Annotated in this window: 23 protein-coding genes and 2 tRNA genes; 13 read left to right on the plus strand and 12 right to left on the minus strand. The window is 48.8% G+C overall.

Annotated elements, in window-relative coordinates; translation table 11 throughout:
* Nucleotides 1–13 precede the first annotated feature (13 nt).
* The 3 genes from ACFQ1T_RS06715 (at nt 14) to pqqA (ACFQ1T_RS06725) (ending at nt 2,295) form a co-directional block, all read left to right on the plus strand.
* Nucleotides 14–805, plus strand: a complete 792-nt coding sequence (locus tag ACFQ1T_RS06715; RefSeq protein ID WP_379075095.1) for an alpha/beta fold hydrolase — start codon at nt 14–16, stop codon at nt 803–805.
* A gap of 418 nt (nt 806–1,223) precedes the next feature.
* Nucleotides 1,224–2,090, plus strand: a complete 867-nt coding sequence (locus ACFQ1T_RS06720; RefSeq protein ID WP_379075098.1) for a mechanosensitive ion channel family protein — start codon at nt 1,224–1,226, stop codon at nt 2,088–2,090.
* Nucleotides 2,091–2,223: 133 nt separating this feature from the next.
* The gene (gene pqqA, locus ACFQ1T_RS06725) at nt 2,224–2,295 is read left to right on the plus strand and encodes a pyrroloquinoline quinone precursor peptide PqqA (protein ID WP_081624291.1); all 72 of its coding nucleotides are present in this window, start codon (nt 2,224–2,226) and stop codon (nt 2,293–2,295) included.
* 65 nt (nt 2,296–2,360) lie between these two features.
* On the opposite strand, the gene ACFQ1T_RS06730 is transcribed toward pqqA (ACFQ1T_RS06725), so the two are convergent.
* Nucleotides 2,361–4,496: a TonB-dependent receptor gene (locus ACFQ1T_RS06730; protein ID WP_379075101.1), complete on the minus strand. Its 2,136-nt coding sequence runs from the start codon at nt 4,494–4,496 to the stop codon at nt 2,361–2,363.
* 257 nt (nt 4,497–4,753) lie between these two features.
* On the opposite strand from ACFQ1T_RS06730, the gene pqqA (ACFQ1T_RS06735) reads away from it, so the two are divergent.
* From pqqA (ACFQ1T_RS06735) to ACFQ1T_RS06765, 7 genes are all read left to right on the plus strand, one after another.
* Nucleotides 4,754–4,825, plus strand: a complete 72-nt coding sequence (pqqA, locus tag ACFQ1T_RS06735) for a pyrroloquinoline quinone precursor peptide PqqA (RefSeq protein ID WP_081624291.1) — start codon at nt 4,754–4,756, stop codon at nt 4,823–4,825.
* Nucleotides 4,826–4,981: 156 nt separating this feature from the next.
* Nucleotides 4,982–5,341: a toxin-antitoxin system TumE family protein gene (locus ACFQ1T_RS06740; RefSeq protein ID WP_379075104.1), complete on the plus strand. Its 360-nt coding sequence runs from the start codon at nt 4,982–4,984 to the stop codon at nt 5,339–5,341.
* Nucleotides 5,338–5,691, plus strand: coding sequence for an HVO_A0114 family putative DNA-binding protein (locus tag ACFQ1T_RS06745; protein ID WP_379075107.1), 354 nt, complete (start codon nt 5,338–5,340; stop codon nt 5,689–5,691). The genes ACFQ1T_RS06740 and ACFQ1T_RS06745 overlap by 4 nt, the downstream gene beginning before the upstream one ends.
* Before the next feature lie 129 nt (nt 5,692–5,820).
* Nucleotides 5,821–5,892 (plus strand): pyrroloquinoline quinone precursor peptide PqqA, encoded by a 72-nt coding sequence (pqqA, locus tag ACFQ1T_RS06750; protein ID WP_081624291.1) that lies wholly within the window; start codon nt 5,821–5,823, stop codon nt 5,890–5,892.
* A gap of 271 nt (nt 5,893–6,163) precedes the next feature.
* Entirely contained in the window at nt 6,164–6,889 is a 726-nt protein-coding gene (locus ACFQ1T_RS06755) for a hypothetical protein (protein WP_379075109.1), read from the plus strand.
* Nucleotides 6,868–7,173: a hypothetical protein gene (locus tag ACFQ1T_RS06760; RefSeq protein ID WP_379075111.1), complete on the plus strand. Its 306-nt coding sequence runs from the start codon at nt 6,868–6,870 to the stop codon at nt 7,171–7,173. Before ACFQ1T_RS06755 ends, ACFQ1T_RS06760 begins: the two co-directional genes overlap by 22 nt.
* 23 nt (nt 7,174–7,196) lie before the next feature.
* Nucleotides 7,197–7,346 (plus strand): SDR family oxidoreductase, encoded by a 150-nt coding sequence (locus ACFQ1T_RS06765; protein ID WP_379076877.1) that lies wholly within the window; start codon nt 7,197–7,199, stop codon nt 7,344–7,346.
* A gap of 60 nt (nt 7,347–7,406) precedes the next feature.
* Here ACFQ1T_RS06765 and ACFQ1T_RS06770 read toward each other — a convergent pair whose 3' ends face one another.
* On the minus strand, nt 7,407–8,420 hold the full coding sequence (locus ACFQ1T_RS06770; RefSeq protein WP_379075113.1) for an MBL fold metallo-hydrolase: 1,014 nt from the start codon (nt 8,418–8,420) through the stop codon (nt 7,407–7,409).
* A gap of 91 nt (nt 8,421–8,511) precedes the next feature.
* On the opposite strand from ACFQ1T_RS06770, the gene ACFQ1T_RS06775 reads away from it, so the two are divergent.
* Entirely contained in the window at nt 8,512–9,414 is a 903-nt protein-coding gene (locus ACFQ1T_RS06775; protein WP_379075115.1) for a LysR family transcriptional regulator, read from the plus strand.
* 100 nt (nt 9,415–9,514) lie between these two features.
* Here ACFQ1T_RS06775 and ACFQ1T_RS06780 read toward each other — a convergent pair whose 3' ends face one another.
* From ACFQ1T_RS06780 to ACFQ1T_RS06790, 3 genes are all read right to left on the minus strand, one after another.
* Nucleotides 9,515–11,272 carry an AIPR family protein gene (locus tag ACFQ1T_RS06780; protein ID WP_379075117.1) on the minus strand — a complete coding sequence of 586 codons (1,758 nt, stop codon included), beginning with the start codon at nt 11,270–11,272 and terminating at the stop codon, nt 9,515–9,517.
* A gap of 228 nt (nt 11,273–11,500) precedes the next feature.
* Complete coding sequence (locus ACFQ1T_RS06785; RefSeq protein ID WP_275356106.1) at nt 11,501–11,935, minus strand: GlcG/HbpS family heme-binding protein; 435 nt, start codon at nt 11,933–11,935, stop codon at nt 11,501–11,503.
* A gap of 152 nt (nt 11,936–12,087) precedes the next feature.
* Nucleotides 12,088–12,164: transfer RNA gene (locus ACFQ1T_RS06790), tRNA-Met, on the minus strand.
* Between the two features lie 124 nt (nt 12,165–12,288).
* On the opposite strand from ACFQ1T_RS06790, the gene ACFQ1T_RS06795 reads away from it, so the two are divergent.
* The gene (locus tag ACFQ1T_RS06795; protein ID WP_228518773.1) at nt 12,289–12,939 is read left to right on the plus strand and encodes an HD-GYP domain-containing protein; all 651 of its coding nucleotides are present in this window, start codon (nt 12,289–12,291) and stop codon (nt 12,937–12,939) included.
* Nucleotides 12,940–12,993: 54 nt separating this feature from the next.
* On the opposite strand, the gene ychF is transcribed toward ACFQ1T_RS06795, so the two are convergent.
* On the minus strand, nt 12,994–14,079 hold the full coding sequence (gene ychF / locus ACFQ1T_RS06800; RefSeq protein ID WP_194748399.1) for a redox-regulated ATPase YchF: 1,086 nt from the start codon (nt 14,077–14,079) through the stop codon (nt 12,994–12,996).
* Nucleotides 14,080–14,296: 217 nt separating this feature from the next.
* Here ychF and ACFQ1T_RS06805 point away from each other — a divergent pair, with 217 nt between their 5' ends.
* Nucleotides 14,297–17,071, plus strand: coding sequence for a bifunctional diguanylate cyclase/phosphodiesterase (locus tag ACFQ1T_RS06805; RefSeq protein WP_379075122.1), 2,775 nt, complete (start codon nt 14,297–14,299; stop codon nt 17,069–17,071).
* 13 nt (nt 17,072–17,084) lie between these two features.
* Here the strand turns inward: ACFQ1T_RS06805 and pth are convergent, their stop codons facing one another.
* From pth to ACFQ1T_RS06835, 6 genes are all read right to left on the minus strand, one after another.
* Nucleotides 17,085–17,657: an aminoacyl-tRNA hydrolase gene (gene pth / locus ACFQ1T_RS06810; protein WP_379075125.1), complete on the minus strand. Its 573-nt coding sequence runs from the start codon at nt 17,655–17,657 to the stop codon at nt 17,085–17,087.
* Nucleotides 17,658–17,753: 96 nt separating this feature from the next.
* Nucleotides 17,754–18,362, minus strand: a complete 609-nt coding sequence (locus tag ACFQ1T_RS06815) for a 50S ribosomal protein L25/general stress protein Ctc (protein WP_194748393.1) — start codon at nt 18,360–18,362, stop codon at nt 17,754–17,756.
* A gap of 112 nt (nt 18,363–18,474) precedes the next feature.
* Nucleotides 18,475–19,410 (minus strand): ribose-phosphate pyrophosphokinase, encoded by a 936-nt coding sequence (locus tag ACFQ1T_RS06820; RefSeq protein WP_194748486.1) that lies wholly within the window; start codon nt 19,408–19,410, stop codon nt 18,475–18,477.
* Between the two features lie 124 nt (nt 19,411–19,534).
* Nucleotides 19,535–19,611 (minus strand) — tRNA-Gln (locus ACFQ1T_RS06825).
* A gap of 12 nt (nt 19,612–19,623) precedes the next feature.
* The gene (gene ispE / locus ACFQ1T_RS06830; protein ID WP_379075129.1) at nt 19,624–20,526 is read right to left on the minus strand and encodes a 4-(cytidine 5'-diphospho)-2-C-methyl-D-erythritol kinase; all 903 of its coding nucleotides are present in this window, start codon (nt 20,524–20,526) and stop codon (nt 19,624–19,626) included.
* 38 nt (nt 20,527–20,564) lie between these two features.
* Nucleotides 20,565–21,998 (minus strand): carbonic anhydrase, encoded by a 1,434-nt coding sequence (locus ACFQ1T_RS06835; RefSeq protein WP_379075132.1) that lies wholly within the window; start codon nt 21,996–21,998, stop codon nt 20,565–20,567.
* Between the last annotated feature and the right edge of the window lie 20 nt (nt 21,999–22,018).

Below are 22,018 nucleotides of genomic sequence, written 5' to 3' on the forward strand. Positions count from 1 at the left end.
AATCTTTTTTACCATGACCACCACTTTTCCGTTGCTACATCATCAACTCTTGAACGCGTCCACTGAACCCTCAGGCACGCCTTTGTTATTGCTCCATGGTCTGTTTGGCTCCGCCGACAATTGGGGCGGTATTGCCAGGTATTTCGCCCAGAAGCGCTCGGTGATCAGTGTCGATTTACGTAACCATGGCCGCTCACCTCACCATGAGTCGCAAACCTATGCCGAAATGGCAGCGGATGTGCTGGCGGTGTGCGACCATTTGAACCTGGCAAAAGTGTATGTGCTTGGCCATTCACTGGGCGGCAAGGTGGCCATGCAGTTTGCCATGCAATGGCCGCAACGCGTGAGCAAGCTGATGGTGGTGGATATGGCCATGCGCGCTTATGCCGACGTGCACACGCCGCTCATAGACGCCATGCTGGCGGTAGACTTGCACCAGTGCGCGTCCCGCGGTGACGTGGATAAAGCGCTCGCTCCCGCTATCCCCAACCTGATGGTGCGCCAGTTTTTGCTCACCAATCTGCATAAGGTGGATGATCGATTGCAGTGGCGGCTCAATCTCGCGGCCCTCAAAGCCAATTATGGGCAACTGCAGTCAGCACTTTTGCCGCCAGTGGCCACTGGCCTGACGATGCCTAGTCTGTTTATTCGCGGGGAGAGAAGTGATTATGTCAATGCGCAAGACATGCATACAATTAGCCAGCACTTCACTCAAGCCCGCTTTGTCAGCCTGCCCACCGATCATTGGGTGCATGCAGAACAGCCGCAATTATTTATCCAGGCTGTCGACGCATTTTTAGCCTAGTATGCGTATGATTGTGCATCGGTAAAAACGGCGTGCCGCTTGCGATGCTGGGGACGATTAACCGCCAGAAGCGACGCCGTCTCCGCTTTTGCGCCTCCAATGACATTTAATCTATGTAGTCAGTAATCAATTGGGCATTTATGAAAATTGCTCTAAAATGCATTGGCATTAATGTATTGGGGGTTGAGTAGTGCAGTGGTGGCATGAGGTATGGGTTGCTTCGATGTTACGTGAGCCGTTATACATACGGCTTCTGGTCATATTTGCGATCACAGCAGTGCTTCATGGCGTTTCTAGCCTACTACTGCATAGACTGAAACGCGTTGCCGAATACAGCCGCAGTTATCTGGATGATGCACTTGTTTATGGTGCGAGCCGCCCGTTACCAGCGCTCATCTGGTTATTAGGGTTGGCCTACATGGCTAAGCTATATGCCAAAGCCCATCATCCTGAAGAGTGGCTGGAGATGATTTCGCTGGTGCGGGATATTGGCTTTTTGCTGGTTGTGAGTTGGTTTTTCTGGCGTACGATCAGTGAGTTTCGTCAGCAGTTCATGACCCGCGACACGCGCAGTGACAGTCAGGTTGATCAAACGACCATCGATGCACTTTGTAAGCTAGGTTATCTGCTGGTCGTGGTGATTACACTGATCACCTTTTTGCAGACCATAGGGATAAGTATTTCTGGATTATTGGCTGCCGGGGGTATCGGCGGCATCGCCATTGGTTTTGCAGCAAAAGATATTTTGGCGAACTTTTTTGGCGGATTGACCATTTATCTTGACCGTCCGTTTAGTGTCGGAGACTGGATACGCTCGCCTGACAAGGACATTGAAGGCACCGTTGAAATGATCAGCTGGCGACATACACGGATTCGCCGCTTCAATAAAAACCCGATTTATATCCCCAATATGTTATTTACGACCATTGCGGTTGAGAACCCATCGCGCATGAGTCACCGCCGTATCCGTGAAACCATAGGGATTCGATATGCTGACCTTGATAAAATGGCTGGGATTGTCAGTGCAATTCGAGACATGTTGCAACATCACCCAGAGATTGATCAGTCTCAAACCCTGATCGTGAATTTTGTCACTTTCAACAAGTCTTCATTGGATATCATGATCTATGCTTTTACCCGCACCAGGGTTTGGGAAGAGTATCACCATGTAAAACAGGACGTGTTGCTCAAAGTGGGGGAAGTCATTTCGGCGCTTGGGGCTGAAGTGGCTTTTCCAACTCAAACGCTGCATTTGGCCACGCTGCCAGAACCCCAGTCGACTTAAACTGCATACCGCTTAAGAGCGCAATCCTGATGAAAATCATGAGCCGAATTCGCGTAAAACTGCGCTCAACAATTTTCAAGCAGGCGCTCATACTAGTCACACGTTTGAGTGTTAACTTTTTAGGAGATCTACCATGTGGACTAAACCAGCAGCGACTGAAATGCGTTTTGGCTTTGAAGTGACTATGTACGTAATGAACAAATAATTTTAGCTAGGCTAAAATGACAAAAGCCCGACTCGATGTCGGGCTTTTTGTTTGGGGCACAGGCATTAGAAATGCATGGTCAGTGTGACTTCTGCGCGGCGCGGCGCGCCAGGGCCATTGAGGTTATTGCTGGTACCGTGGCCAGAAGCATAGTAACGCTTATCGGTCAGGTTTTTCAGATTGAACGCAAGGTCGTAACGTGAGCTATGATAAATAGCTGCTGCATCTGCCGTCATATAACTACCGAGGGCCACCAGATTGTCATTCGACGCATAGCGATTACCGACATAATTCAGGCCGCCGCCCACACTCCAGCCTTCATTGAGTTGATGCATCACCCACAAGTTGACGCTGTTTCTCGGTGTCAGGGCTGCCCGTTTGCCTTGCAAGGCCACGCCGTTTTGTATCGCTACTGAGTCAGTAATGCGCGCATCCAAATAGGCGTAGCCAGCAAACACTTGCCAGCGTGGCGCAAGTTCACCCGTCATGGTCAACTCCAGCCCTTCTGTTAATTGTGTCCCCACGCCTATCAAAGCATTGTTGACTGGATTAGTCCCTTTGATGTTTTCGCGCTCAAGATGAAACAGGGCGGCGGTGGTAGACAATTTGCCATTGAAAAAATCGGTTTTGCTGCCGATTTCAATATTATTTGTCTCTTCCGGGGCTAGCTGGCTTTGCTGCTGCGAGAAGCTCAAGGTTTCGCCAGAGGGCTGGAAAGAGCGACTCAATGAAATATAGTAAGACTGCCAATCCGTGGGTTGGTAGACCAGGCCAGCACGCGGGCTCCAGGTATGATCTGTGCGCTCGGGGTTCACAGAAGACAAGCGGTCTTCAACCTTTTGCGCGAAGCGGTCATGCCGGCTGCCGACCAGGGCTTTCCAGTGCTCGGAAAGCGTAATCATGTCCTGCACATAGACGCCAGTCACTTGCAAGATGGTCTGGTTACTCAGGTTGGGGTTGCTGCCGCGCACACCGAATTGCGACAGGCTGGGTAATACCGGATCAAACAGGGAGACGGTCACCGTCGGGTTGCTCCAGGCCCAGCGCTTCATCGTTTTGCGTTGCTCGCCTACTTCCAGACCGTAGAGTAATTGATGCTGCATGCCAGCCCATTCGGCTTTTTGCAGTACTTCAAACTGGTTGAACCAGCCATCGTCCTGGCGCCATAACTGGTTGTGCGTCAGGGTCGCCGTGCGCAAGTTATCATTCACTGCCGAAACCAGTGTGTTGTTGCGATCCATTTCGTAATGATAGGCGCCAACCATATTGCGCACCGACCATTGGTCGTTAATCTGGTGTTTCAACACTGCGCGGCCAGACAACACATCTGAGTCGGTGTAATCATCATCGCGGGCATTGCGTGAGCCATAGTAGGTGTCTGGATCAATGTTGAGCGGCTTGCCCCGATAAGCCGGGATCCCGAAGTCGGTCACTCGGCGGTCATGCAGTTTTTCTACCTGCAACAACAAGCTGGTATCTTCACCCAGTTGCAAGTGCAACGAAGGGGCAAGGTTTTGCCGCTCCAGAAAGCCCTGGTTTCTAAAGCTGCCGGAATCCTCTACGGCGCCGTTAATCCTGAAGGCCGCTGAATCCCCCAGTTTGTCGCCGACATCAAACTCGCCGCGGCGCTGTTTGTAAGAGCCGCCGTTGAGTTTAATGGTGCGGATGGTCTCGCCAGGTTTTTTGGTGATCCGGTTAATCAAGCCGCCAGAAGAGCCACGTCCATACAATACCGCGGCTGGCCCCTTGAGCACTTCCACGCGCTCAATATTCGACAGGTCACGGTAATACAGCGCGTCATCACGCATACCATCAATATACATGTCACCCATCGCATCAAAACCACGAATCACAAACTGGTCGCGCTGGCCGTCACCCAGATTCAGCGAGACGCCAGGCACGTTCTTCAATACATCCTGTAAAGAGTGCGCGGCCTGGTCCTGAATGATTTGCGCAGGGACCACATCCACCGTTTGCGGAATATCTCGCAGTGGTGCAGCAATCTTGGTTGCCGTGCTATTCACCAGCGGTTGATAGTCCGTGAGGCTGCTTTTCTTTTCCTTGACCGTGACCTCGGGCAAAGTGTCAGACTCGGTATCATTTTTTGCAGCGTCGGCTGCTTGCGCATATGTCGCCTGGGTTGCACTGGCCAAAAGCAAAGCCAGCGCAATCGGCCGTAACGTCGATGAGTGGTAATACATGAAAACTCCCATAGAATAAAAGGCTCTGCCAGGCAGAGAGGCGTGCGGTTGAGTCTAGGCTCAACTTCTGTTAATAGTAATGATAACGATTTTCATTAATAATTTGAAGGATGCAGCAGAGAATTTGCTTCTGTTAACATCAGGCTGGTGAAAATCATGAGTTGCATTCGCGTAAAAGCGCGCTCAACAAAAGGCTGGCGGGCAGGCATACTGGCTACACGTTTGATTGATTGTTAACTTTATCTAGGAGATCTACCATGTGGACTAAACCAGCAGCGACTGAAATGCGTTTTGGCTTTGAAGTAACAATGTACGTAATGAACAAATAATTTTAGCTGAGGCTAAAATGACAAAAGCCCGACTCGATGTCGGGCTTTTTTGTATTCTAGTTTGATAACTTATGTTAATTTTGTATGGCTGATTTGCCTGAAACATTAGGGAGTGACAGTTGGGTAACTTTACATTTATCATCTGATGATATATAAATGCAAGACGATCATACATTAAATACATTGCTGGAAATGCATGACACCCTCTATGTCTTAGAAGGGGGGTACTGGCTCAACTTTGAAGTATGGCAAGTGCGTGTATCTGATGCCATTCCCCACGGCATCCGCTATTCACTCACATTGCATGATAAGCACGGAAAGCGGCTCATGGGTTATGACAATAGTCATGCCGTCAAACCGCCCAAAAAGTTTAAATATGCGGGGCAACGCCTGCCTTATGACCATCAGCACAGACACGCCACTGATCAAGGTGTGCCCTATGCATTCAAAGATGCCGGGCAATTGCTCACTGATTTTTTTGCAGAAGTTGAGCGCCTGTTAAAGGAACTGAAATGAATCATCGCATCACCATTGGTATCATGTCTGAAGTGCAGTTTCGTGAGCGCATGCTAGCGATAGCGCGTGGTGAATACCAGCCCGCCGCAGATGAACCCAAAATCTGGTTTTCATCCATGAAGTCGCTGGCTGAAGTATTGAGTGACGAGAACCGTGCATTATTGAGAGTCATCCAAGAGTCACAGCCCGCATCCATTACCGAGCTCGCCATCATTACGGGCCGAAAACAAAGTAATTTATCGCGCACTTTAAAAACCATGTCCCGTTATGGACTGGTGGAAATGTTACGCGAAAACCGTCAGGTAAAACCTGTTGTAAAAGCAACAGAATTTCAAATATTAGCTGCCTGAAATTTTACCCTGCGCTGGTGAAAATCATGAGCCAGGTTCAAGTAAAACAGCCCTGAACAAACATCAAAACGCAGCGCATACTGTGCACACGTTGTACAGATTACCCCCAACAAACTCAGGAGAAACATCATGTGGACTAAACCAGCAGCGACTGAAATGCGTTTTGGCTTTGAAGTAACCATGTACGTAATGAACAAATAATTTTAGCTGAGGCTAAAATGACAAAAACCCGACCAAGTGTCGGGTTTTTTGTTTGAAGGAGGTGCCTGTTTTACTATAAGACATGAGAGTTCTCCATCATGGTTTTAAGATCGATAACAGAGTTCACCACCAGGTGGTAAGCCAAAGCAGTAGCCCCTCAAACAGAGAGGGCACGATTGATTGTACGTTAAACTAGTTGTATTCTTTGGTGATAAAAATCGTTAGATCACTTAGTGATTTGATAACAAATTTAATAATAAGGATAACAATAATGTCTGGCCTCATCTCCCAATTTAACTATTTTATCGTTGTACTGGCAGCCTCTATACTGACCAGTTGTGCGTCTGTAGATCAAATGCATCAACAGTTATCGCAATCCAAAGCACCTCAAGCTTCAAGCATTAATGATATGGCCTATACGCCGTTGAAAACGGGTGTAGAACAATCTATTTTGTTTGGTGGCAAAACACCGACATTCCAGTTTCCACATGGCAAAGGCTACTATGCTGCTTTTGAATTAACAGAAACAGGTCAGCCCAGGCTGGTCACAGTTAAAACTTACCTAAGCGCCAGTTATTTGCCGTCAGCTTCAATTCTGGTACCAAATTTATTGGTTTTGGATAAAGATAAACAACAGATAGGGAAGATCGAAAACTACCGTATTGAAAGTGATTCGAATTTCTTTACGGGCATGACTTACTACGCTGACCTGCCATTGCAAGCAAACGCAGCCTATCTGGTCGTGTACGCGGCACCAACACATTCCGAGAATATCTATGTGTACTCTGAGAATGGTACTGAATATGTATTGCCATTAGCGCCAGCAGGAAAGCTCCACATCACAGCAGGTCAGTTACTACCATTAGAAACCGACTTTTCAAAAGTCACGATTAAAGACTCATATCAAGCCTATGATGCAGAAAAGTCTGACTTTTTTATGTTGAAAGTATCGATGGGAAATATGTCAAAAACAGTTTGCAGCGTTCTGTTGAATTAAATCGCGGAAAAGGCTTTCGCCTCAACCCATATTTAATTGACAGACAAGTGCCCGCTAATAAACCGGTTAAGCTTAGCCTGGCTGCAAAAACACAATATGGTGCACCCATTCAGGAGCTATTTGGCAAGGTGTATCAGGTGAAGGGAGAAATCACATTCACGCCTGAAAAGGGTAAAAAATATATTGTAAAAGGTGAGTTGGGTGCAGGCGCATCATCAGTATGGTTAGAAGATGAAGAAACTCATCAAGTGATTGATAAAAAAATACAAGGGAATGGTAAATAGGATTTGACCTGCCCAAACAAGGCCTGCTCGATTATTTAGGTGCTCAAGTACCTATGCACAGAGTGGGTGACCCAGATGAAGTGACGAACGCCGTGGCATTTTTATTATCACCAGATACCAGTTTCATTAATGGCATTGAGTTCTTTGTGGATGGTAGTCAGGCGCAGATTTAAGTTTGACCAGAAGTAAAGGCCCTCTGTTTAGAGGGCCTTTCACCGTCTAAATATGTTTAATCACAGCCCCTGTCTATCATGGTATTCGGCACGAACAAATGTAAATCCTGACTTTTGGGTATTGATGTAGCCTATCCCAGGATAAGGCAAGTGTGGTGCAGCAATCATGGCGCTACTTTCAGCTAGCTGCGCGAATTGAGCCTGGCGCTGTTTTGCGGCGCGGGGCTGGTCAACATCGTAAGTAATGGTGATGTCAGGGTGAGGAAACTGCACCGCTTCCACATGCACCGAATCGCCGATGAATGTAATCGACTGGCCCTGGCTTTCCAACCGGTAGTAGTAATGCCCAGGCGTATGCCCCGGTGTCGGGTAAGCAGTAAAATCAGCAAGGATCTTTTGTTCGCCTCCAAGCGGTTTTACGTGGTCCAGAGCTACATATGGCTGCATCGCAGTTTGCGCCTGCTGGAAATAGGCTTTGTCATAGCCATTCACCCCGTTTTGATTTTTAGCATCCAGAAAAAAATCTATATCGGCTTTACCCACATAAATATTCGCATTGGGGAAAACCGCTTTGCCCTCATGCACCAGGCCGCCTGTATGATCGGTATGGATATGGGTAATCAATATGTCAGAAATATCTTCAAGCTTAACGCCCAACTTGTTTAAACGCTCACTAAACTTGCCACCAAACCCCTTGCCAAAAAAATCGCCTGCACCTGTATCCACCAGTATTAATTTATTGCCGGTGTTGATTAAAAACACATTGATGGATGCCTCAACCGGGTTATGTAAATGCACTTGGTTTAACAAGCCATCCACCGTTTGCTGGGGCGCGCCTTTTAACAATACATGTAAGTCTTGCGGCACCGTGCCATCCGAAATCACCGTGATTTCATACGTACCCAATTTGAAGGTGTAGTAACCAGTTTCAGCATGGTATTTAGCCACAGAAGCCGTGGGTAATTCAGCTCCGGCAACAGAAGTGTTGGCATAAGCCAGGCACTGTAACAATAAGCCAATGGCTAAAACCGTTTTCTTGAATCCCATTCTTTTTCTGCCTTGCACATTGCTCATCCATATTCTCCGGTTCATTTAAATTGCCATCAGAATACGTATAATTAATGATTATTTAAAATTGAATATTTGTATTTGATGTATAAATATTATGGATATAAAAAGAGCCGACCTACCTTTATTGATTTCGCTGGATATTCTTCTTGAGGAAAAAAACGTCACCAAGGCGGCGCAGAGGCTGAATATCAGCCAACCAGCGCTCTCTACGCAATTAGCCAGGCTGCGGGTGTTGTTTGAGGATCCATTGCTTGTGCCGGCTGAAGTGGGGCGTGGTATGGTGCTGACTGAAAGGGCTTTAAACCTTCAGCATAAATTACGGTCATCGATTAACGAGCTTAAATTTGCCGTCAATTTCAAATCCACCTTTGATCCGCTAACCTCCCGCCGCAAATTCACCATCGCCACCAACGATAGTGTGTTCACGATTCTCGGCCTGCCAGTCCTAAAAAAAGTGCTTTCCTTTAATAATCCAGGGCTGCAAATTTCATTCGTGTCAGTGTTTGGCGTGAATGTGAAAGAAGACTTAGAGCAAGGCCATATTGATCTATACATAGGCGATATCAACAAAATGCCAGACAGCCTCAAGGTCAGGTATTTAATGAAAGACAGCTTTATCATGGCGCAGAAAAAAGGGCATGCGAGAGGCACAAAAAAACCAACGCTCAATGAGTATTGCCAGTTATCCCATGTCATCGTATCTGCAAAAGGTGACTTATCCAGCTCAATTGATCACATGTTATCCGAGCAGTCACAAACCCGAAATATTGTGGCTTCTGTGCCCAGCTACAACCAAATTGCATTGGTGCTCACCAATAGCGATTGCGTCGCCACGTTGCCTAAGCAGTTACTCGAAAAGTATCAAGACACGTTGGATTTGATTGAACTGCCATTTGCTATCCCACCCTTTGAGCTAGGCATGGCATGGCATACAAAATCTCAAGAGGACGAAGCGATGATTTGGTTAAGGCAGCAGTTTACACAAACTGAATTCTAGGAGATCACCCAACCATGTGATTGGGTGTTGAAACGAACAAAACTTCGTTTGCGCGATCTCCTAGCGGGAAGATCTCAACTAAGAGAATTAGAAGAATAATTTATTTAATAACAATATTTTTACTAAAGCTCTTAAAAATGGCTGCATTGGATTTTGCTGTAACAGAAATTAAACCTCTAAATTTAGAAATCACATTTTCAACTAATTTTGTATTTTTCAAGCCATCGTTTAGTGCCTCATCAAGTTGATTGCACAATGGAATAGTTACATCAATTAAATCAGACCAGAGCTTTTGTGCTTCTTTAGGTGATTTTTTTTCACCAAAAGAAATTCTAAAAAGGTTTGATATTTTTCTGTTGGTGAAAGTCTCAAGACAGGATGAAATGGCGGAAACGAGTAAAAAATTAGAACCTCTTTTCCTAAAGAATTTGATTTGGTTTTCCTCATCTGTGGTTAAAGTCTGGGGTGACTTTTTTTCTTTTTCAATAAGTTCGACTTTTCGTTGTTCAACAGCCCTAACAAGCGAGTAGGCAAATACAATATGTGAGCCTGTTGTATTTTCATTAAAATATTTTGAATACAGAGAGTCTTCGATCCAAATGTTTTGCTTTTGGTTGTAGGCAATAACAGGATCTCCATGGAAAGAAGCCAAGCTTTGACCAACTGTGTATGACGGTAGAAGATTAGGTCTTCTTCTAATTAAGTCTCCAAATCCTCCGCGCCTACCACCTTCATATTCCGCTGAAGGTATTTTTGAAACTTCATCTTTTATTCTTTTTTGAATTTTATCTGTGCTTCTAAAGTCTGATGCCGTGACCTTGTTTTGGCTGTTATTGAATTGAATAATATCCAAAACAATATTTGGGTTTTTAGTTTTTATGAACCTGACAGGAACTCTAACTGAGCTTGCTGGTGTTTTGTTGAGAGCACCGATGGCACCAGTAGTTTGAGCTCCATTGACAATAGACATTCCCTTGATGACGATTTTATTATTTTTTGATTTGTTATCACTCATGACGTTAAAGTCATTTACTAAGACAGTTAAACCATTGTTAAAAACCCAGAAATTATCCGGTTCGTTCTCAGCAGTTTTTTTAATGCCATTATTAATGTTTGAGTCGCTGATTCTTGAACCTAAGTAATCCCTCACATTCGCTGAAAATAGTTGAGTTTTATATTTTTTGTATTGACGGTATAAGAATCTTGCTTCTACGGTTGTAACGTAAGCCCGCCATTCAGGACCATCTATTTCAAAGCCTATTTTAGTGTCAATTTCAAATTCATCATTAACCAGAATGGGTGAAAGTGTTTCATCATACCATTCGTTAATCTTGGCTTTCCCCACTTCTAAGGCATGAATGGATATTCTTGAATCAGGATATTGATGCGTGACAGCAGCTTTTGCACTATCTTCCACCGCTTTCAGTTCTTTTAAAACGTTATTGGATTCTGGTAGATTATGGATATACCAAATATGAATTTCTTTAATTTCATTATTTGTGATGCCATCTCGAAGTTGTTGAGCCGCAGATACTATTCTTTCAGGGAGTTCATTAAGAGGGCGCTGTATGAGCCATGATATTGCTGTGTTGAGATCTGCTGCTTTATTTGAGGGCGCTTCTTGTTTCGCTTTTGTTGAGAAATAGCACTGTGCAACAACAGCAATGCCGTCATCTTTATCAACATATACTATGTCGCACTTTTTATCATCTGAGCCATCAGTTATAGATTCAGTGCCCACTGTAACCAGATCTTCAATACCAAACTTCAGACCCAGAGCAAAAAGACCTAAAGCATTATCACCAAAGACCTTCAAATCATCTCTACTTTCGTAAGTGGTTTGCCATGCGTCCGCCATAGTACTCATACTCCTTTCGTTGAAATAGTTATTGTGTAAGAAAGTAATAAATATACTACATGAATAATATAGGCTAAGAGCGTGGTGTGGCTACTAATACAGGAAAGTGAATAAAAGAATTTGGCTTCACTGTCTGGAAGCCGCTTTTTTATTTGGTGGTGAAAGAGAGACTTGAACCCTCTGTGCCAAAATTATTGGCACTTAAAAATACTTACGAGTGATGTGAACCTACGTCCGCCAAGGATGTTTAGGCACATCACAAACACCAGCCACATTCACACCAGCCTGTGCTACCAAATGATCATTCTCCACCGTATCACCACTGACGCCGATGGCGCCGATCAACATCCCTTCTTCATCCACAATCGGTAAGCCACCAGGAAAAGTAATCAAGCCATCGTTGGAGTGTTCAATGCCGTATAAAGGCGAGCCAGGCACTGAAAGTTTGCCGATTTCGCCAGATGGCATGGCGAAGTAACAGGCGGTTTTTGCTTTTTTAATGGCGATATCAATACTGCCGACCCAGGCATCATCCATTCGAGTGAAACTTTTCAGGTTGCCACCAGAGTCCAGTACGGCGATACACATCTTGACGCCGATTTGCTTGGATTTCTCTACTGCTTTTTCAATGATTTCTTGTGCGACTTCAAAGCTTACGTGCATGTGTTTTCCTTATTGTCTAATTGATTGGTATCAATGTGACTATGCCCACAGGTTTAAATTCATTTAACTTTGCATGCGCTTGAAATAGGGTACTTTGCAGAAGGTAGCGATAAATAAAAACGGCTCCCATTGCTGGAAGCCGTTTTTGTATTTGGTGGTGAAAGAGGGACTTGAACCCTCGACCCCAGGATTATGAATCCTGTGCTCTAACCAGCTGAGCTACATCACCAGATTTGAAAGACCGCGATTATAGCAGTTGTATCAGGGCACGACAACAACCCTTTGTGACCTTTTTTACTACGCATTTTCTTGAATTTTGTGGAGAGGGTTTTCAGGGGATTCATTTTGGGAGTATGCTAAACCGTATAAATCAATTAAAACTCGGGGATGCGATGAGCGAGGCTGTCAGCAATCACAGCGGGGTATTGCATTTGGGCAAGGTTTTTGCCGATGCTTTGCGGATGCGGGATGCGTATACGCGCTTGCATAGCGACCGTGTGATGGCGCTTTCTCATGGGATTGGGCTGGATATTGGTTTGAGCCGCCATGAGCTGGATGCCTTGGAGTTGGGCGCTTGTTTGCATGACATTGGCAAAATTGTGGTGCCGGATGCTGTATTAATGAAGCCGAGCAAGTTGAATGCGGAAGAGTTTGCCATCATGCAGACGCACCCGTCGGTGGGGGCGAATTTGATTGAGGTGTATGAGCATAAGGATGCACAGCGCATTGCGGACATCGTGCGTTATCATCATGAGTGGTTTGATGGCAGTGGCTATCCTGGCCATTTGGTTGGCGAAGCGATCCCGTTGTTGTCACGCATTGTGACGGTGGTGGATAACTATGATGCGATGGCGGTGCGGCGCGTGTATCAGGAGGCGCGGCCACACGATGAAATTTTGCGCATTATGGAGAGTGAGTCTGGCAGCAAGCTGGATCCCGAGTTGTTCCAGCGGTTTGTTAAGGTGATTCATGATCCACGCTATGCCGAGTTCAAGGCGTCGTGAGGCATAAAAAAGGCTGGAAATCTCCAGCCTTTGATTTTTTAACTTGATACGTGGTTAGACGTTGAATCTGAAGTGCATGACGTCGCCGTCTTGCACAATGTACTCTTTGCCTTCGAGGCGCATTTTACCGGCTTCTTGCGCGCCTTTTTCGCCTTTGTATTGCACGTAATCGTTGTAGGCAATCACTTCGGCACGGATAAAGCCACGTTCAAAATCGGTGTGGATGACCCCAGCGGCTTGTGGTGCGGTCGCGCCTTTTTTCACAGTCCAGGCGCGCACTTCTTGTACGCCGGCGGTGAAGTAGGTTTGCAGGCCCAGCAGGTCATAGGCGGCGCGAATGACGCGGTTGAGGCCGGGCTCTTCCTGGCCGAGCTCTTGTAAGAATTCGAGTTTATCGGCATCGTCCAGCTCAGCGATTTCGCCTTCAATCTTGGCGCAGATGGTGACGACGGGGGCTTTTTCGGTTTTGGCCAAGGCAAGCACTTTGTCTAAATGCGGGTTGTTTTCAAAGCCGTCTTCGGTCACGTTGGTGATGTACATCACCGGCTTGACGGTAATCAGACACAGCGGTTTGAGCAAATTGAGTTCTTCGGCATCCAGGTTGAGGGTGCGCACAGCTTTGGCTTCGTTGAGGCAGGGCAGCACTTTATCCAGCACTTTGATCAGGGCAATGGCGTCTTTGTCGCCGCTCTTGGCTTTTTTGCCTTCGCGCTGCATGGTTTTTTCAACGGTTTCCATGTCGGCCAGCGCCAGCTCGGTGTTGATCACTTCAATGTCGGCGAGTGGGTCTACCTTGCCTGCGACGTGAATCACGTTGCCGTCTTCAAAGCAACGCACCACGTGGGCAATGGCGTCGGTTTCACGAATATTGGCGAGGAACTTGTTGCCCAGACCTTCGCCTTTGGAGGCACCTGCGACCAGGCCGGCAATGTCAACGAACTCTACAATGGCTGGTTGAGTTTTTTGTGGTTTGACGATGTCGATGAGCGGTTGCATGCGCTGGTCGGGGACTTCTACGATGCCTACATTCGGCTCAATCGTGCAGAAGGGGTAGTTCTCTGCGGCGATGCCCGCTTTGGTGATGGCGTTAAACAGGGTGGATTTGCCTACATTAGGCAGGCCGACAATACCGCATTTCATAATGGATGAACCTTAGCGTGAGAATTGCCGCAGTGTGAAGTTGCGGCAAAGAGTCAATAAAACCAATATTTTACCGTTAGTCACAAGATAGAGCTAGAAACAATCTTGATTTGACTTAAATCCTGAACAGGATTAACTTTTAAACTCAAAAATAAATTCATCGCATGACCGGGGGATGCTGGGGTGTGTCATGCGACTTCCTGACGAAGGAGGATAGATGTTTCGTATTCGAATTGCATCATGGCAGCAACTGCTGACCTCGCGCTGGCTGGCCCTGGTGATTTTGGCCTGCGGCTTGCAGCTGACTGTTTTGCTGTGGATGAATGCTCGTGAACATGCGGAAGCCTTGCAGGCGGTTAAGTTCCGGCAGGCGGTGTTGTCAGCGACCGAGGCTGTCCAGCACCGTATGGACGCTTACCGCGAGGTGTTGACCGGGGTTGAGCATCTTTATCTTTCTTCGCAGTTTGTTTCTTCCAAAGAATTCCGCGAGTATGTCAATGATTACACGCAAAGTGACCAGTACGGCAGCTTGAATGCAATAGGCTTTATCAAGTACATCCACCTCAATTATCCAGAGACGTTTAAAGATCTGGAAACGCCAGTGAAAAGCCTGCTCGCCAGGCTTGAGTTTGTGCAGGGCGATGATGAGCTGGCGCCGGTGCTGTATATTGAGCCGCGGAATGACCAGAATCAGGAAATTTTGCTTAAGAATACTTTTCTGGATGCGCGGCTGCGTGCTGATTTGCTGCAAGCCAGCGAAACCCAGCAAATCGTGATGTCGGGCCAGTCTACGGGTAGTCCGCAGATGGGGCATCCGTATTTCTTGCATGCGCCGGTGTACCACGGGCGGCCGGATGAGATTTCTGAGACGGATCGCCGTCGCATGTTGAACGGCTGGGTGTTTTTGCGCTTTGATGTTCATGCCTTTTTGGCTGAGGCCTTGCAGGTGGTCGAGCTGCGGCAAGTGCATTTTGATGTGTTTGATTTGAATGGCAAAGAGGGGCAGACACCGCTTTACCATAGTCCGAGCGGGGAGGAGGCACACCCCCATGAGCATGCCGCCCGCTTTAGCGCCGCACAAACCATGAATATGCATGGCCATTTGTGGAGTATGCGCGCGCGGTCTACCCCGGCCTTTGAGGCGGTCACTGATTTGCGCGAGGCCAATCAGGTCGCCGTGATGGGCGTGTTGACCAGCGTGTTGCTGGCGGGGCTCGCCTATTTATCCATGGTGCGCAGCCGTGCACGTGAAACCGTTGAAAAATATAGCCAGGCCTTGACCAGTAGTGAGCAGCGCTGGAAGTTTGCCATGGAAAGCACCGGCGATGGTGTCTGGGACTGGAATGTGACTGACTCCCGTGTCGTGTTTTCTGATCACTGGAAAAGAATGTTTGGTTTTGCGCCGCATGAACTGGCGCATACCCCGGCCACCTGGCAACAGCGGATTCATCCGGAAGATATCGAGTCAGTGCAAGCCTTGCAACAGCAGGTGCTGGATGGCGAACGTGAGCAGTTTGCGATCGAATACCGCATGCTCTGCAAGGATGGCAGTTGGAAGTGGGTATTTGACCGGGGCATGGTATTAATGCGTGACGAGGCGGGCAAGCCGACACGGATTCTGGGCACGCTGGCCGATATCTCCAAGATCAAGCAATCAGAAGAGGTGGTCTGGCAGTTTGCCAATGTGGATACGCTGACTGGCTTGCCTAATCGGCGCATGTTTTTCGAGCGCCTGGAGCAGGCGCTGTTAACGATTAAAAGCAGCAGCCAGAAGTTGGCCATTATCTTTCTCGATTTGGACCGGTTCAAAGAGGTCAATGATACACAGGGGCATGACCAGGGCGACCGTTTGCTGATGCAGGCGGGTAAACGCTTGTCGGCCTGCGTCGGCAACAAGGATCTGGTTGCTCGCCTGGGCGGCGATGAGTTTGTGCTCATGCTCGGCGATGCTACTGCGGGCTATGTTGAGGCCCTGGCGCAGCGTGTATTGCAGACCTTGTCGCAACCGTTTCAGCTGGATGATACGCTGGCTTATGTGTCTTCCAGTCTGGGTATTGCCATTTTCCCGGATGATGCCAGCAATAAAGAAGACCTGATGAAGCGGGTGGATCAGGCCATGTATGCGTCCAAGCAAAAAGGCGGCAACTGCTTTACCTACTTTACGCCACGCATGCAGCAGCACGCTGAAAACCGCATGCGCTTGTCGCACGACTTGCGCCAGGCGATCACCAACCAGGAGTTTTTTCTTGAGTACCAGCCTGTGGTGAATTTGCAAACCAACCAGGTGGTCAAGGCCGAGGCGTTGTTGCGCTGGCAGCATCCGGTCAAGGGACTGATTCCGCCCATGGAGTTTATTGGCATTGCCGAAGATAACCTGCTGATTGCGCCGATTGGGGAGTGGGTATTTAAAACCGCCATTGCGCAATGCAAATCCTGGCGACTGTCCTTGCATCCGCAGTTTCAGATGGCGATTAACAAGTCGCCTGTGCAATTTGCGCCGGATCATCGCAAGCAGGAGGACTGGTTGTCAGAGATGGGGCAGCACCCTGAATTCAATGGCATGGTGGTGATTGAGATTACCGAGCGCTTGCTGTTGGATGCCAACACGCACGTCAGTGAGCGGTTGGCGCAATACCGGCAAGCGGGGGTGCAAGTGGCTCTCGATGATTTTGGTACCGGCTATTCTGCGTTGTCCTACCTGAAAAAATTCTCGATTGATTACGTCAAGATTGACCGTTCCTTTGTGCGTGAATTGGGGGTTTCCAGTCAAGATGGTGCCTTGTGTCAGGCCATTATCGTCATGGCCCACAGCCTGGGCATGCAGGTGATTGCCGAGGGCATCGAAAACCTGCGCCAGTTACGCATCTTGCAGGAGATGGGCTGTGATTTTGGTCAGGGCTATTATTTCTCACCGCCGTTGCGCACTGAGGATTTTGTGGCCTGGTATCAGGCATGGCAACGCCAAACCGTCATTTCTACACGCCATCCATAGATTTGCGTCAGAGTTATTTGCTGTGCAACTGCAGCATGGCTTTTTCAAACTGGCCTTGCGCCAACAATTCGCTGATGCCACTGGCTTTAATCAGGCTGTCATCGATGGCTTGCTGCTCATCCTTGCCGGCGGCTTTTAATACAAAATTGACGACTTCTGCCTTGTTGCCTGGGTGGCCGATCCCCAGACGTAAACGCCAGTAATCCGGCGTGCCTAGCGCAGCATGAATATCGCGCAAGCCATTGTGACCGCCATGACCGCCGCCAAATTTGAGTTTGGCCTGGCCAGGCGGCAAATCCAGTTCGTCATGCACGATCAGAATTTCGGCCGGAGAAATCTTGTAGTAATGGGCGATGGCGGCGACAGCTTTGCCGCTGGCGTTCATAAACGTGGTTGGTTTCAGTAACCATTTGTCGCCATGCGGTTGCCATTTGCCGGCGATACCAAACAGTTTGGCCTCGGCCGTCAGGCGGCTACCGGATTGTTGTGCCAGCAGGTCTACAAACCAGAAGCCCGCATTGTGGCGGGTCATGGTGTATTTATCGCCAGGGTTACCAAGGCCTGCAATCAGTTTTATTCCACTCATATTCACACGCTAAGCAAATGTAGGGTGCGATACGCACCAAAAAAAACGCGCACATGACTGTGCGCGTTCATTGTAGCGGATAAACGCCTGAGCCACTTACGCAGCAGGGGTTTCTTCTGCTGCTTCGTCGCTACCACCGCGTGGTTTGGCAATGGAAACCACCGCCGCGTCATCACCATGAGCCAGTTGTACAAACTCAATGCCTTTTGGCAGTTTGATTTCTGACAGATGGATGGCGTGACCCGCTTCCAGGTTGCCCAGGTCCACTTCGATAAACTCTGGCAAATCTTTAGCCAGGCAGCTAACGTCAGCTTCAGTCTGGATGTGTGAAATGCTGCCGCCGCCTGTTTTAACGCCAGGAGCCACTTCTTCGTTCACAAAGTGGAATGGCACTTTCACGTGGATTTTCTCAGTCGCGGACACGCGCTGGAAATCGATGTGCTGAATGGTATTGCGTACTGGGTGCAGTTGGTAGTCACGCAACAAAACGCTTTCAGCTTTGCCATCCAGCACCAGGCTCAGGATGGAAGCGTGGAACGCTTCGTGACGGAATTGCATGAACAATTCTTTGTGGTCCAACTCGATAGACACAGCAGCTTGATCGCCACCATAAACAACACCAGGCACGTTGCCAGCGCGACGCAGGCGGCGGCTCGCACCCGTACCTTTAACGTCACGTTTGACGGCTTTAATTTCGATACTCATATGAGACTCCTAAAAACGCCCGAAGGCGGTACTGCACTAAAAACTGCAAGCCGCGACCAGCTTGCAGCACAAAAACTTAATTCATGTATCAAGGAAAATAATTTATAGACGGTTAATCCATAAACAGGGAAGACACAGATTCTTCCTGGCTAATCCGTTTGATGGTTTCTGCCAGCAATGGCGCCGCACTCAGTTGGCGGATTTTGCTGCAGGCTTGCGCCTCTGCATTCAGAGCGATGGTGTTGGTAACGACCAGCTCATCCAGTGCTGAAGCAGAAATGCGCTGACCCGCGCCCCCGGACAAGACCGGATGGGTGGCATAAGCCACCACCTTGGTCGCCCCGCGATCTTTCAATGCAGCGGCAGCTTCACACAAGGTGTTAGCAGTGTCCACCATGTCGTCCATGATGACGCAGGTGCGGCCTTCAACCTCGCCGATAATGTTCATAACCTTGGCCACATTGGCCTTCGGGCGGCGTTTGTCGATAATTGCCAAATCCGCATTCAGCTGTTTGGCCGCGGCGCGCGCACGCACCACACCACCCACGTCTGGTGAAACCACGACCAGGTTTTCGTGATTCAGCGTGACCAGGTCATCGAGCAAAATCGGCGTAGCATAAATATTGTCGACCGGGATATCAAAGAAGCCCTGAATCTGATCAGAGTGCAAATCCATCGTCAGCAAACGGTTCACACCGACACTGGTCAGCATGTTGGCCACTACTTTGGCCGTAATGGCAACACGAGCAGAGCGTGGGCGTCTGTCCTGGCGTGAATAACCCAAATAAGGAATGGCAGCGGTAATGCGGCCAGCGGATGAGCGGCGCAGTGCATCCACCATGACCATGACTTCCATCAGGCTGTCATTGGTCGGGTAGCTCGTCGATTGCAGCACAAACACATCGCGGCCACGCACGTTTTCCAGCAGTTCCAGCATGATTTCACCGTCAGAAAAACGGCCGACATCGGCACGCCCCAATTCAATGCCCAAATGCTGAGCCACTTCTTGTGCCAGTACCGGATTGGCGTTGCCGGTAAATACCATCATGTTGGCGTTACTCAACGTTGTACCCTTTTTGCGATGACGATGTCTTGAAACCTGCGCCCATGCGCTTGGCTGGGCGCTATAAAAAATTTAAGCGTGTAAATCGTAAAATCTACACGCTTATGTTTGGCTGAGGAGGAAGGATTCGAACCTTCGCATGCCGGAATCAAAATCCGGTGCCTTAACCAGCTTGGCGACTCCCCAAAAAACTTGTCTTTAACACACTTGTTGTGTGGCTTGGTCACCGTCAGTGACCGAAGCAAAAAGCGGATGGTATTCTAACCCTTTTGCCCAAAAACCAGAAGTGTTTTCTGGTCTATTTGCAATTAACTGCTCCGCTTTTTCTGCACTATCCACGGCTACAAACACTGAAGCGCCGGAACCACTCATACGGGCATCGCCGTATTGTTTTAACCAGGCCAGCGTTTCGCCAACTTGAGGATAAAGCATACAAACAATCGCTTCCATATCGTTTCTGGCTTGCTGCCAGAACGCGCTGGAATTAGCGCCGTTTGAAAAGTCCGATATTCTCAATGGTTTCGAGTCTCTTGTCAATGCTTGATGTGCAAAAATTTGTGCGGTGGGCACGGCCACCTGCGGCGTGAGTACCACGTAATATTGGTCGAGTAGTGGGGGTGGCAGTGAAACCGCTGATAATTGCTCACCGATGCCCTCTGCCCAGGCGGGTTGGCCAAAGATAAACACGGGCACGTCTGCACCCAGGCTAACGCCAATCTGCATCAACTGCTGCCGGGTGTAGCCCAACTGCCATTGCTGGTTGAGTGCCATGAGGACGGTGGCCGCATCCGAGCTGCCGCCGCCTAATCCACCACCCATGGGCGTACGTTTATCACAGCCAATGTCGGCGCCCAGAGTGCAGCCGCTGACTTGCTGTAAATGGCGGGCAGCACGGATGCTAAGGTCTTGTTCGGCCGGGACGCCAGCCATGGGATTCATGTGGAGAATTTGCCCGTCCTGACGCGGGCGGATGTGCAAGGTGTCGCCGTGGTCTAGCAGTAAAAACAGGCTTTGCAGGGTATGGTAGCCATTGCTGAGGCGACCAGTAATGTGCAAAAACAGGTTGATTTTGCAGGGGGCAGGGTAGCTCAAGGTATGCATGGCCGCTATTGTAAAGCATGCCCGCCTGCTTTGGAGGCTTATTCAAGGACCATGCGGCCTTGGCTGTCCTGCAGCGGGCGCTGGTTGGGCGCACCGATGGCTTGTTGCAGGCTGGCCAACTGGAACTTGGAAACCTTGAGCGCTTCTTTCATGATCACCCATTGCACGCCTTCAGTACAGGGCGGGGCTGTCAGCGAGCCACTGTAGCGGTAGTAGGCAGGCTTGACGGGCATCAGGTCGGCCGGTGTCACACGGATGGTCAGCGGTTTGCTTTGCTCTTTATCTTTGGGCAGGCTGCCTAACAGCTTCTCTATACCAGCATGGGCGTTCCCTTCTTCTATCATGATGGCAATAATCACACGGTGTCCGGCTTTGTCTTCATGCACCATTTGCATCTCGGCGGCATAGGACTTCTGTTTGACCTGGTGTTCGCCGGGCATATGCACACTAATGTATTTGAGCTGGTAGGGTTTCTGGTCTAGCACCATCATGTTGCCGCTGCCCGCATCCAATACTAGGCTGTGGTCCTTGAGTGCAATATTCTTGATCGGGAATTTTTGCAGTCGCTTGATCGGTTTGAGGGCGGCTGTGATCGTATTATCCACGTGGATAGGCGATTGCTGGCTACCTGCATTACAGACGGCAAATTCAGGATTCAGACTGCCCCATTTGTCTGGACCGTGCTCACCACTGTAGGCCCAGGACTTATCATCCGCGGCACCGGTTTTGTTCTTGTCTTTAGGTTTCTGATGATCAGCTGCTGCTTCTGCTTTTTCAGGCTTGCCCGTTTTCGCAGCGTCTTCTTTGGACTTGGCAGTGGTTTCCTTGGATTTAGTCGCATTGGCTTCTGTAGCCGTTGCGTCTTTAGCTGGCTTGCCGTCAGCCTTTTTGTCGGCCGGTTTGGCAGGTGCTGCATCTGGTGCAGGGGCAGGCTCGGCGACGCTATCTGGTGCAGCGGGCTTGTCTTTGCTGCTGGCAACGGCAGGCATGACCAGGTTGGCGGCACGTTTGGCTGCGGCTTCAGCGCGCTGCTTCTCTTTGTTCTGCCACTTGCAGACGTACTGCTGTGTGATCTCTACCTCGGAATCCGGCAAGGGCTCAATAAAATCTGCCTGCTTGGCAGTAATGCCCGCAGAGTAGACCAGCTCTTCCCCTTCGTACTGGAACACCTGGATGGTCGCTGCCTTGCGCTTGTCGCAATCAAAGTACCAGAGCGCTTTTGCATGGGTGTAAACGCGGTCTACAGACTCTATGTTTTTTTGAGGTTGGCGGTAATCGACCTTGATCCAGGCTTTGACATAGGGTTTTTCTTCGAGCAGGGACTGTTTGTCTATCATGAGTTGGCTATCGTCCGTTTTTTTGATCGACAGCCATTGTGCGGCCACGCTGTACCCAGGCAAACTCAGGCCCAGCCACAGGCAGGCCAGCAGCCAAATTCGAAACGAGAGAGGGGTAAACAGATTGCAGCGCATACTGGCATTATCGACGGCAT

Source organism: Methylophilus glucosoxydans, from assembly GCF_042676145.1.
Taxonomy (GTDB): Bacteria; Pseudomonadota; Gammaproteobacteria; order Burkholderiales; family Methylophilaceae; genus Methylophilus; species Methylophilus glucosoxydans.